Here is an 11,986-nt window from a genome sequence, read left to right as displayed (position 1 = left end):
CTCAGACCCGGGCGTGCCGGAAGCCGGCCCCGTGGTGGTCGGCCGGCAGTGTGGGGCCGGCGCCGATGAAGGTCTCCCGCAGGGTCGCCCCCGCCGTCGCCGGTTCCAGCAGGCCCCGGCGGAACAGCTCGGGGCTGACGCGACGGACGAAGGACTCGGTGTCCGCGGGCCGGACCGCCGAGATGACGTTGAAGCCGTCGACGTCGGCCTCGGCCACCCAGCGCTCCAGTTCGTCCGCGACCGTGACACCGGATCCGGTGATCACCGGACCGCGGCCGCCGATGCCGACGAACTCGGCGAGCCGGCGCGGCGTCCAGCGGGCCCGCGCGTCCAGCTTCGTGAACGCCGCCAGCGCGGACTGGTTGGCGTCCGTGACGGCGTGCGTCAGCGGAGCGTCCGGGTCGGCCGTGGACAAGTCGACCCCCGTCCACCCGGCGAACAGAGCGAGCGCGGCGGCCACGTCGACGTACGGCCGGTAGCTCTCCAGCCGGGCCCGGGCGGCCTCGTCGGTCCGGTCGGCGACGACGGTCACACCGGCAAGGATCTTCACGCCGCGCGGGTCCCGGCCGGCAGCGGCGACCTGCTCCCGGATGGTGCGCACCCACTGGGCGACGACCTCGGGGGTGTGGCCGATCAGGAAGATGGCCTCCGCGTGCCGGGCCGCGAACCGCTGCCCGCGGGAGGAGGCACCGGCCTGGAAGAGCAGCGGCGTGCTCTGCGGTGAGGGCTCGACCAGGGCGGGGCCGGGTACGGTGAACGCCTCGCCGTCGTGCCCGGCGCCGTGCACCCCCGCCGGGTCGGTGTAGACCCCGGCCTCCCGGTTGCGACGCACCGCCCCGTCGTCGAAGGTGCCCTCCCACAGCCGGTAGAGCACCTCAAGGTACTCCTCGGCGCGGTCGTACCGCGCGTCGTGGCCGAGTTGGCGGCCCAGGCCCAGGTTCCGGGCGGCGGAGTCCTGGTAGGAGGTGACGATGTTCCAGGCCAGCCGGCCGCGGGTCACGTGGTCCAGGGTGCTCAGGCGGCGCGCCAGCAGGTACGGGTGCTCGTACCCGGTGGACGCGGTGACGCCGAAGCCGAGCCGGGTGGTGGCCTGCGCGAGCGCGGGGACCAGCACGGTCGGGTCGAGCAGCGGGAACTGCACGCCGCCGCGGACGGCCTCGTCGGCGTTGCCCCGGTAGACGTCGTACTGGCCGAGCACGTCGGCGAAGAACAGGTTGTGGAAGCCGCCCTGTTCGAGGGTCCGCGCGAGGCGGACCCAGTAGTCGATGTCGGTGTATTCGGTGCTGCGGTCCTCGGGGTGGCGCCACAGTCCCGGGCTCTGGTGCACGGGGGTGGGCATGTCGAAGGCGCTGAGCAGGATCGGGCGGGTGGAGGCCTCAGACACGGGTGTATCCCTTCGTCTCGGTGGAGGTCGCGGTGGCGGCGGTCTCGGTGGCGGTCGCGACGACGGTGGCGTCGGTCGAAGTCACGGCGGTCGCGGTGGCTGCGTCGGTCGCGGTGGCTGCGTCGGTCGGGGCGTCGGTGACGGCGGTCTCGTCGCCGACCGGGTCCGCCGCGGCGATCGCCGAGATCACGCTGATCACGGCCAGCACGCTGATGTAGGCGCTGATCAACCAGGGGGTGTTGCCGCCGGCGGCGAGCAGACCGGCGGCGATGAACGGCGTCAGGCCTCCGGACAGGATGGTGCCGACCTGGTAGCCGAGGCTGACACCGCTGTACCGCACATGCACGGGGAACTGCTCGGCGAACCACGCGGCCTGCGGCCCGTAGATGGCGTCGTGGATCCCGTTCATGGCCACCACGTACACCAGCGGCAGCAGCGCCAGCGGCCCGTTGTCCAGGAACACGAAGTACGGCCAGACGAGTATCCCGGCCAGGACGGCGGAGACGAGGCTGATCCGGCGTCGTCCCCAGCGGTCGGAGAGGGCACCCCAGAACGGACCGGAGAGCAGGCCGAGGGCGGAGCAGATCAGCACCGCGGCCAGCACGCTGCCGGCGTCACCGCGCCGCGCCGCCACGTACGTCAGGGTGTAGACGGTCAGGATCGAGTAGACGGCGGGCTGGACCATCCGCTGCCCGATGGTCACGAGCACCCCGCGCCGGTGGTGGCGAAGCACCTCCCGGACCGGGGCGTGCGCGGTCCGCTCCGCTTCCCGCAGGTCGGTGAACTCGGCGGCGTCGCGCACGCCGAGCCGGATCCACAGCCCCACCGCGACAAGGACGGCGCTGGCCAGGAACGGCAGGCGCCAGCCCCACGCGCTGAAGGCGGCCTCCCCGAGGACGGCGCGGGCGCCCGCGAACGCGGAGGTGGCCAGCAGCATGCCGGCAGCGGAGCCGATCTGGGTGAAGCTGCCGAAGAAGCCCCGGTGCTGGGCGGGAGCGTGCTCGACGGACAGTAGCGCGGAGCCGCCCCACTCTGCCCCGGCGGACAGGCCCTGGGCCAGCCGCAGGACGATCAGCGCGACGACGGAGAACCAGCCCCCGACCGCGTACGTGGGCAGCAGCCCGATCCCGGTGGTGGCGATCCCCATGGTCAGCAGGGAGATGACCAGCAACGACTTGCGCCCGATCCGATCCCCCAGGTGTCCGGCGACGATCCCCCCGAGCGGCCGGACGAGAAAGGCGATGGCGAAGGTCGCGAAGGAGGCGAGGATTCCGCCCACGGACGAGCCCTGCGGGAAGAACTGGGTGCTGAAGATCAGTGCCGCGGCGGTGCCGTACAGGTAGAAGTCGTACCACTCGATCGTGGTGCCGACGAACGCCGATCCGAGCACGCGCTTGCGGGTGAGCGCGCTCCTGCTGGCCTGGAACATGGGTTCCCCTCGGGGGTCCGGGCGTGCCCTTCAGGCCGCCATCCTTGCCCACGGCGTTGGCACGCGGGCCGAATCGTCACCTGGGGCACCCCACGACAGCGGCGAGGGTTGCCGTCCAGCCGGCCAGGGCCGCGTGGCTGGAACTCATGATTCTGGGGTCCACGGTAACCGGGCTGCGTCCACCGTCGCGACCGCGGCCGTTCATGTTTCGTCATCGGCGCCGGTGCCGGTGTCGGGAACGACGGCGGCCCGCCCCCGGGGTCGGGGACGGGCCGTCGTCGTCGGTCGCGCGCGGGGCGATCAGCCGGGGTAGACCTCGCGCAGCAGCGCGGCGGTCTCGGACGGGGTCTTCCCGACCTTGACGCCGGCGGCTTCGAGGGCTTCCTTCTTGGCCTGCGCGGTACCGGCGGAGCCGGAGACGATGGCGCCGGCGTGGCCCATCGTCTTGCCCTCGGGTGCGGTGAAGCCGGCGACGTAGCCGACCACCGGCTTGGTGACGTGTGCCTTGATGTACTCGGCGGCCCGCTCCTCGGCGTCGCCGCCGATCTCGCCGATCATCACGATGGCCCGGGTGTCCGGGTCCGCCTCGAACGCGGCGAGGGCGTCGATGTGGGTGGTGCCCACGATCGGGTCGCCGCCGATGCCGATGGCGGTGGAGAAGCCGAGGTCCCGCAGCTCGTACATCATCTGGTAGGTCAGGGTGCCGGACTTGGAGACCAGGCCGACGCCGCCCTTGCCGGTGATGTTGGCCGGGGTGATCCCGGCCAGCGCCTCGCCCGGGGTGATGATGCCAGGGCAGTTCGGGCCGATGATCTGGGTGCGCTGCTTGCCGTTCGCGTCGGTCGTGGCCTGGGCGTGCGCCCAGAACTCGGCGGAGTCCTGCACGGGCACGCCCTCGGTGATCACCACGGCCAGGCCGATGCCGGCGTCGATGGCCTCCATCACGGCGTCCTTGGTGAACGCCGGCGGCACGAACAGCACCGACGTGTTGGCCCCGGTCTTCTCCATGGCCTCGGCGACGGTGCCGAACACGGGCAGTTCGACGGTGTTGCCGTTTGCGTCGGTGTGGCTGACGGTGGTGCCGGCCTTGCGGGCGTTGACACCGCCGACGACGTTCGTGCCGGCCTGGAGCATCAGCGCGGTGTGCTTGGTTCCCTCGCCGCCGGTGATGCCCTGGACGATGACCCGGGAATCGGAATTCAGAAAGATCGACATGGTGGTTGTTCTCGTCCCTTACTTCGCTGCGAGCTCGGCGGCCTTGTCGGCGCCCTCGTCCATGGTGGCGGCCTGGGTGATCATCGGGTGGGCGGCGGCGTCGAGGATCTTCCGGCCCTCGTCGACCTTGTTGCCGTCCAGCCGGACGACGAGCGGCTTGGTCGCCTCATCGCCGAGGATCTGCAGTGCCTTGACGATGCCGTTGGCCACGGCGTCGCACGCGGTGATGCCGCCGAAGACGTTGACGAACACGCTCTTGACCTGCGGATCGTTCAGGATGACGTCCAGGCCGGCGGCCATCACCTCGGCGGAGGCCCCGCCGCCGATGTCCAGGAAGTTGGCCGGCTTGACGTCGCCGTGCTTCTCGCCGGCGTAGGCCACCACGTCGAGGGTGGACATGACCAGGCCCGCGCCGTTGCCGATGATGCCGACCTGACCGTCGAGCTTGACGTAGTTCAGGTCGGCCGCCTTCGCCTTGGCCTCCAGCGGGTCGGCGGCGGCCTTGTCCTCGAGCGCCTCGTGACCGGGGTGGCGGAAGCCGGCGTTCTCGTCCAGGGAGACCTTGCCGTCCAGGGCCAGGATCTTCCCGTCGCCGGTCTTGACCAGCGGGTTGACCTCGACGAGGGTGGCGTCCTCCTCGGTGAACACGGTCCACAGCGTCTGGATGGTCTCGATCACCGCGCCCCGGACGTCCGCCGCGAACCCGGCGGTGTCGACGATCTCGGCGGCCTTCGCGGCGTCGATGCCGACCGCGGGGTCGACGGCGATGCGGGCCAGGGCCTCGGGCCGCTCGACGGCGAGCTGCTCGATCTCCATGCCCCCCTCGACGGAGCACATGGCCAGGTAGTTGCGGTTCGCGCGGTCCAGCAGCACGGAGAAGTAGTACTCCTCGGCGATGTCGGCGCCCTCGGTGATCATGACCCGCTTGACCTCGTGGCCCTTGATGTCCATGCCGAGGATCTGCTCCGCGTGCGACCGGGCCTCGTCGGCGGTCTTGGCGACCTTGACGCCGCCGGCCTTGCCGCGGCCACCCACCTTCACCTGCGCCTTGACGACGGTGACGCCGCCCAGCTTCTGCGCGGCGGCCTGAGCCTCGTCTGCGGTCTGCGCCACGATCCCGGCGAGCACGGGTACCCCGTGTGCCTCGAAGAGATCGCGCGCCTGGTATTCAAACAGGTCCACGGAAAGTGTCCTTCTACGTCGAAGTCGGCTGCGGTCCGGGCCGATCCCCGCGCGGAGCTGGCCGAAAGGCGCCCCCGGCGACCGGGCCGGTGGAGCGGTGAAGCTCGCGTGCTCCGTCGGCCAGTGTATCGCCCGGGCGGGGACGCCCCGGTTCGATGACGACCGACGGCAGTCGGCTGCCGGGGCCGGTGATGAGGCACGCACGCCGGGTCACCCGCCGTCACGCGTCGAACTCCGTGCCTCAGTCCACCTTCGTCAGCGGGGCGTACCGCAGCAGCAGCCGCTTCTCGCCCATCGCGAAGGCGACCTTCGCCACGCTCTTGTCCCCGGCGCCCTCGACGCTGACCACGGTGCCGGCCCCGAACGTGGTGTGCTGCACCCGGTCCCCGGGGTTCAGGTGCGGCACCTCCTTGGCCGGCTGTACCCGCCCGACGGCGGCACGCGAGGTGCTGCTGCCTCCCGCGGCGGAGCGGGGAGCGCCGCTGCGGGAGCTGCCGGCACCCCACCAGGACCCGCTCCTCTCCGCGCCGTCCCAGGTGGTGGCGGCCAGTCGTTGCGCCGTCTTCGTCGAGCCCTGCCGCTTCCAGTCGATCAGGTCGGCGGGCACCTCTTCGAGGAACTGGCTGGCCGGGTAGTACTGGGTCTGCCCCCACAGGCTGCGGTACTCGGAGCGGGTCAGGTAGAGCCGGCGTCGGGCCCGGGTCAGTCCCACGTAGGCGAGCCGGCGCTCCTCGGCCAGTTCGGTGAGGTCGGTCATCGACCGTTGGTGGGGGAACACGCCGTGTTCGAGCCCGGTGAGGAACACCACCGGGAACTCGAGCCCCTTGGCGGTGTGCAGGGTCATCAGGGTGACCACGCCGAGCCGCCGCGCCTCGGCGACCTCCGCCTCGACCGAATCCGGGGAGGCGGGGATCTGGTCCGCGTCGGCGACGAGGGAGACCTGTTCCAGGAACTGGGCGAGCGTGCCCTCCGGGTTCTCCTGCTCGTACTCGCGCACGACGGCGAGCAGTTCCCCCAGGTTCTCCGCCCGGGACTCGTCCTGCGGGTCCTGGCTGCGCCGCAGGGCCTCGAGGTAGCCGGTCTGCTCGAGGATCGCCTCCAGTGCTGCGGACGCGCCCGACGTGGCGGCCACCTCCGTGAGGTCGTCCAGCAGCTGGACGAACTCGGCGACGAGCTTGGCACCGCGGGTGGCCATGGCGGGCGCCTCGTCGGCGCGCCGGAGGGCGGCCATGAAGGAGATCCGCTCGCGGTCGGCCAGGGCGGCGACCGCGCCCTCGGCCCGGTCCCCGATGCCCCGCTTGGGTTCGTTCAGGATGCGCCGGAGGTTGACGTCGTCGTCGGGGTTGACGAGGACCCGCAGGTACGCGAGGGCGTCCTTGATCTCCTTGCGCTCGTAGAACCGGGTACCGCCGACCACCTTGTAGGGCAGGCCCACCCGCATCAGGATCTCCTCGATCGAGCGGGACTGGGCGTTGGTGCGGTAGAAGACGGCGACGTCGCCGGGCCGGATGTCCTCCTCGTCCTGGAGCCGGTCGATCTCGGTGGCGATGAACCGGGCTTCCTCGTGCTCGTTCTCCCCGGCGTAGCCGATGATCCGTGGGCCGGCGCCCTCCGCGGTCCACAGCCGCTTCTGCGGCCGGTCCGGGTTGCGGGAGATGACGGCGTTCGCGGCGGACAGGATGGTCTGGGTGGAGCGGTAGTTCTGTTCGAGCAGGATGGTGCGCGCCTGCGGGTAGTCCTTCTCGAAGTCGACGATGTTGCGCACGTCCGCGCCGCGGAACGCGTAGATGGACTGGTCGGAGTCGCCGACGACGGTCAGCTCCCCGGCGTCGTCGCCCTCGCCGACGAGTTCGCGCACCAGGGCGTACTGGGCGTGGTTGGTGTCCTGGTACTCGTCGACGAGCAGGTGCCGGAACCGCCGCCGGTAGGACTCGGCGACCGCGGGGAACGCCCGCAGCAAATAGACGGTCTGGGCGATCAGGTCGTCGAAATCCATGGCGTTCGCCTGGCGCAGCCGCTGCGTGTATCCCCGGTAGACCTCGGCGACGGCGGATTCCATCGGGTTGTTCAGATCCGCCTTGCCCGCGAACTCCTCGTCGTCGACCAGTTCGTTCTTGGCCGCGGAAATGCGGTGCTGGATCGCGCGGGGCGGGAACCGCTTCGGGTCCAGGTCCAGGTTGCGGGCGACGAGGGTGATCAGCCGGAGCGAGTCCGCGGCGTCGTAGATGGAGAAGTTGGAGTTCAGGCCCACCGAGGCCGCCTCCCGGCGCAGGATGCGCACACACGAGGAGTGGAAGGTGGAAATCCACATCGTCTTCGCCCGGCCCCCGACCAACTCCTCGACCCGGTCCCGCATCTCAGCGGCGGCCTTGTTGGTGAAGGTGATGGCGAGGATCTGCCCCGGGTGCGCCCGGCGGGTGGCCAGCAGGTAGGCGATCCGGTGCGTGAGCACCCGGGTCTTGCCCGAACCGGCGCCCGCCACGATGAGCAGGGGGCTCCCGGCGTGGGTGACCGCTTCCGCCTGTTGCGGGTTCAGCCCCTCGACGAGGGCGCGCGCCCGCGGCGAGTCGCGGGGGTCACGGTGCGGGTGCTCGCCGGTCTCGTCGCCGCGGCCCTCGCCGTTCGCGTCCGGTTGCAGGACGGCGGGGCCGTGGTCACGCCGGTCGTTGTCGGTACGTCCGCCGTCGTCGGTACGTCCGTCGTCGCGCCCGCCGCTGCGGGGACGGGTACTGCGCGCCCCCGCGCTACCGGCGACGGCGGTGCCGCCGCGCTCGGCCGCGGTGTCGCGGTGGGTGCCGGGGGTGAAGCTGTCGAAAAGGTAATCCATCGCTCTTCCAGACTAGACGCGCGCTCCGACAGTTCGGCCACGCAGCCGCCGGTCTCTGGTGTCGCGCCGAGTTAGCCGCTCCCGCCCGGCCGCCGCGCCGAGTTAGCCACTCCCACCCGGCCGCCGCACCGAGTTAGCCACTCCCGCCCGGCCGTCGCACCGAGTTAGCCACTCCCGCCCGGCCGTCGCGCCGAGTTAGCCGCTCCCGCCCGGCCGCCGCACCGAGTTAGCCGCTCCCGCCCGAAGACGGGGCTCTTTGAGTATCACCTTCAGGCGAGAGCGGCTAACTCACTGTGGTAGGGCGAGCGCTGGCCGAACTCCCACGCTGTTGACCGCGGTCTCCGACCCGGACAGCGACCTCTCGCGCGGGTTCACCGGGCTGGTCATCGGGGACCCGTGCGGCAGGCCTGGCAGAGGTTGCCACCGATGTCGGGTGCCAGAGGTTGCCAACGATGTTCTGGCGTCAGAGGTTGACGTGGACGCCGGCGTCAGATGTTGACGCAAGCTCCGGCGTCACGGGTTGGCGCGGACGCCGGCGTCAGATGTTGACGCAAGCTCCGGCGTCACGGGTTGGCGCGGACGCCGGCGTCCGATGCGGGCGGCGTGAGGACCAGCAGGGCGTCCGGACTGCGGCAGTTGGTCAGGATCGCGAGCAACTCGTCCGCGATGACGCCGCACACCCGGACGGCGTCGCTCTCCTGCGGTCCGGCGAGCAGTGCGGCGTCCTTCAACTGCCGTGCCAGCGCGGTGATGTCGCCGAGCTTGTCCCCGGTTGCCTGTCGCATGACCTGCATGATGTACCCCGTTCCTTCGCGGCCCCGGAGCGACCGTAAGGTCCGCGCCTGTGAGGGCACTGGCCGCCAGCCGAACGAGACATCGACGCTCACCGGCTCGCTCGCCCGGACGGCGACGGGACTGCCCGGACGGCGGCGGGACGGGAGAATGAGCGGGACGGGCGGGAGGGCGGGACGGCTAGACTGGGTACGCCCAACCGGGCACGCCTCTGTAGCTCAGTAGGATAGAGCGGCGCTCTCCTAAAGCGCAGGCCGTCGGTTCGATTCCGGCCAGGGGCACCACCGGAGAGACGCGACGGACCCGGCACCGGGGAGCAGTCGCCATCCTGCCGGTTCCCTTCTCAGCGCTCGACGACGATCCCGTCCTCGTCCGCCCACAGTTTCGCCCCGGGTCGGAACGTCACGTCGTCGATCGTCACCGGAACGTCGACCTCGCCGGTTCCCGCCTTGCCGCTCTTGCGCGGGTTGCTGCCGAGCGCCTTGACGCCCAGCGGCAGGGCCGCCAGGGCTGTCCGGTCCCGGACCGGCCCATTGATGATCACGCCGGCCCAGCCGTTCTCGACCGCGGAAGCGGCGATCAGATCGCCCATCAACGCCGTACGCATGGAGGCACCGCCGTCGACCACCAGCACCGCGCCGTCGCCGGGGCTCGCCAGCACGGCTTTGACCAGCGCGTTGTCGTTGCGGCAGCGCACGGTGCGGACCGGTCCGCTGAACCGGACGCGGCCGCCGAGGTCGAGGAACTGCCGGTCCACCGACTGCAGGGTCTCGCCGTGCTCGTCCCAGAGGTCGGCGGTGGTCGGGTCGACATCCGTCGGATCGGTGCTGGCGGCGTCGGTACTGCTCGGATCGGTGGTCGTCATGAGGGCCTCTCGGGTCGCAGGGGCTGGCGGTCTGTGCGGCTGGCGGTCACCGGCGTGGCGCTCAGTCCAATGGCAATCGGTCGGTGCGGATTCGTCGATGCGAGTCAGTCGGTGCGGGTCAGCATGCACCGGCCAGGTCGCGATCCTCGGTGTGTTCCCGCCGGCTGTCCTGCGCGGCGAACTGGGTCGCGTGCAGTTCGGCGTAGCGACCGCCGGCGGTGAGCAACTCCCGATGCGTGCCGCGCTCGACGATCCGGCCGCCCTCCACCACGAGGATCGCATCAGCGGCGCGGATGGTCGAGAGCCGGTGGGCGATGACGAGGGCGGTGCGCCCGGCCAGGGCCTCCCCCAGTGCCGCCTGGACCGCGGCCTCGCTGGTCGAATCCAGCGCCGACGTCGCCTCGTCGAGGATCACGACGCGCGGCTGGGCCAGCAGCAGGCGGGCGATCGTCATCCGCTGCCGCTCTCCGCCGGAGAGCCGGTATCCCCGCTCCCCCACCACGGTGCTCAACCCGTCGGGCAGAGCCCGGACCACCGCGTCGAGCCGGGCCCGCCGCAACGCGTCCCAGAGCTGTTCGTCCGAGGCGCCGGGCCGGGCGAGCGCGAGATTGGCGCGCACCGTCTCGTGGAACAGGTGTCCGTCCTGCGTCACCATCCCGAGCGTGTCGCGCAGCGACGCGAAGGCTACGTCGCGCACGTCGACACCGCCGTAGGTGACCGCTCCGGCGGTGACGTCGTAGAGCCGGGCCACCAGCTGGGCGATGGTCGACTTGCCCGCCCCGGAGGAGCCGACCAGGGCAACGGTCTGCCCGGGCTCGATCCTGAATGAGAGGTCGTGCAGTACTTCCTCGCCGCCGCGGGTATCGAGGGTGGCGACCTCTTCGAGGGAGGCGAGCGAGACTTCCTTCGCCGCCGGGTACGCGAACGAGACGTGCTCCAGTGCGACGCCGATGGGCCCGGCCGGGAGGGGCTCGGGGTCGTCCTTCTGCACGATCAGCGGCTTCAGGTCGAGGATCTCGAACACGCGCTCGAAGCTGACCAGCGCACTCATGATCTCCACCCGGGCGCTCGCGAGGGAGGTCAACGGCACGTACAGCCGGGTCAGCAGCAGCGCGAGCGTGACCACGTCACCGGGGTTGAGGGTGCCGGCGATCGCGAGGAACCCACCGAGCCCGTACACGAGGGCGAGGGCGAGGGCCGACACGAGTGTCAGGGCCGTGACGAACACCGTCTGCAGCATGGCGGTCTTCACGCCGATGTCCCGCACCCGGCCGGCGCGCAGGGCGAACTCGGCGGATTCGGCGTCGGGCTGTCCGAACAGCTTGATCAACGTGGCCCCGGGCGCGGAGAACCGTTCGGTCATCTGCGTGCTCATCGCCGCGTTCAGGTTGGCGGCTTCCCGTTGCAGGGAGGCGAGCCGACCGCCCATCCGGCGGGCGGGGATGAGGAAGAGCGGGAGCAGGATCAGGGCCAGCAGGGTGATCTGCCACGAGATGCTGACCATCACGCCGACGGTCAGGATCAGGGCGACGACGTTGCTGACGACGCCGGACAGGGTGCCGCTGAACGCCCGCTGCGCACCGAGCACATCCGAGTTCAGCCGGCTCACGAGTGCGCCGGTGCGGGTGCGGTTGAAGAAGGCCACGGGCATCCGCTGGACGTGGTCGTACACGGCGCGGCGCAGGTCGAGGATCAGTCCCTCGCCGATCCGTGACGAGAACCAGCGGGTCAGCAGGGACAGGCCGGCGTCCGCGACCGCCGCCACCGCGATCAGTACGGCCAGCCAGGTGACCGTGCTGACCGACTGACGCCCGGTGATGGCGTTGACGACCTCGCCGGCCAGGACCGGCGTCAGGACGGCCAGCACGGCGGACGCGACGGACAGCACCACGAAGACGATCAGCCGCCTGCGGTGCGGCGCGGCGAACGCCATGATCCGCCGGAACGTGGCCGGCGAGAACTTGCGCCGCTCCCCGGTGTCCGAGACCATCCGCCACAGGGACGAGTGGGCGGCCCCTTCCATGCTCATCGTGTTCAGCTTCCTTCCGGTGCGCGTGTACCTTCCAGTCAACCACTGCACACCGACAGTCTGTTCCGGGCGGGGACCGATGGGCCGCTGTGCCCGCTCGATACGGTCTCAGCCTTGATCCACCGGCGTTGATTTCTTGAGGTCGGTCGGCGTGGTGGATGGCGTTGGCCTGTGGGTAGGCGTGGGGTAGCTGCCGGTCTGCCCGGCTTTTCCACTGTCCGGTTGGTCGCGCCCGTTGGGGCTGGGTGGTCAGGTCGCGGCGG

8 protein-coding genes, 1 tRNA gene and 1 riboswitch are annotated in these 11,986 nt (G+C 71.2%); of the genes, 1 reads left to right on the top strand and 8 read right to left on the bottom strand.

Annotation, left to right across the window (positions count from 1 at the left end; translation table 11 throughout):
- Window position 1: 1 nt before the first annotated feature.
- The 6 genes from BKD30_RS14045 to BKD30_RS14020 all read right to left on the bottom strand — a co-directional run bounded on the left by BKD30_RS14045 (window position 2) and on the right by BKD30_RS14020 (window position 8,822).
- Window positions 2-1,384, bottom strand: coding sequence for an LLM class flavin-dependent oxidoreductase (locus BKD30_RS14045; RefSeq protein WP_328586919.1), 1,383 nt, complete (start codon window positions 1,382-1,384; stop codon window positions 2-4).
- Window positions 1,377-2,813 carry an MFS transporter gene (locus BKD30_RS14040; RefSeq protein WP_076705583.1) on the bottom strand — a complete coding sequence of 479 codons (1,437 nt, stop codon included), beginning with the start codon at window positions 2,811-2,813 and terminating at the stop codon, window positions 1,377-1,379. The genes BKD30_RS14045 and BKD30_RS14040 overlap by 8 nt, the downstream gene beginning before the upstream one ends.
- A gap of 35 nt (window positions 2,814-2,848) precedes the next feature.
- Window positions 2,849-2,965: riboswitch (SAM riboswitch) on the bottom strand.
- Window positions 2,966-3,113: 148 nt separating this feature from the next.
- Window positions 3,114-4,028 carry a succinate--CoA ligase subunit alpha gene (sucD, locus tag BKD30_RS14035; RefSeq protein ID WP_076705581.1) on the bottom strand — a complete coding sequence of 305 codons (915 nt, stop codon included), beginning with the start codon at window positions 4,026-4,028 and terminating at the stop codon, window positions 3,114-3,116.
- An 18-nt stretch (window positions 4,029-4,046) separates the two neighbouring features.
- Entirely contained in the window at window positions 4,047-5,210 is a 1,164-nt protein-coding gene (sucC, locus tag BKD30_RS14030; RefSeq protein ID WP_076705579.1) for an ADP-forming succinate--CoA ligase subunit beta, read from the bottom strand.
- A 241-nt stretch (window positions 5,211-5,451) separates the two neighbouring features.
- Window positions 5,452-8,037, bottom strand: a complete 2,586-nt coding sequence (gene pcrA, locus BKD30_RS14025; protein WP_083956551.1) for a DNA helicase PcrA — start codon at window positions 8,035-8,037, stop codon at window positions 5,452-5,454.
- Window positions 8,038-8,600: 563 nt separating this feature from the next.
- Window positions 8,601-8,822: a hypothetical protein gene (locus BKD30_RS14020; RefSeq protein ID WP_218189312.1), complete on the bottom strand. Its 222-nt coding sequence runs from the start codon at window positions 8,820-8,822 to the stop codon at window positions 8,601-8,603.
- A 214-nt stretch (window positions 8,823-9,036) separates the two neighbouring features.
- On the opposite strand from BKD30_RS14020, the gene BKD30_RS14015 reads away from it, so the two are divergent.
- Window positions 9,037-9,113 (top strand) — tRNA-Arg (locus BKD30_RS14015).
- A 59-nt stretch (window positions 9,114-9,172) separates the two neighbouring features.
- On the opposite strand, the gene rraA is transcribed toward BKD30_RS14015, so the two are convergent.
- Window positions 9,173-9,694, bottom strand: coding sequence for a ribonuclease E activity regulator RraA (gene rraA, locus BKD30_RS14010; protein WP_076705575.1), 522 nt, complete (start codon window positions 9,692-9,694; stop codon window positions 9,173-9,175).
- A 118-nt stretch (window positions 9,695-9,812) separates the two neighbouring features.
- Entirely contained in the window at window positions 9,813-11,723 is a 1,911-nt protein-coding gene (locus BKD30_RS14005; protein WP_076705573.1) for an ABC transporter ATP-binding protein, read from the bottom strand.
- Between the last annotated feature and the right edge of the window lie 263 nt (window positions 11,724-11,986).

This window comes from Tersicoccus phoenicis, from assembly GCF_001968835.1.
In the GTDB taxonomy this organism is placed as follows: domain Bacteria; phylum Actinomycetota; class Actinomycetes; order Actinomycetales; family Micrococcaceae; genus Tersicoccus; species Tersicoccus phoenicis.
The sequence above is the reverse complement of the archived record's forward strand: the minus strand, read 5'-3'. Positions and strand labels throughout refer to the sequence as shown.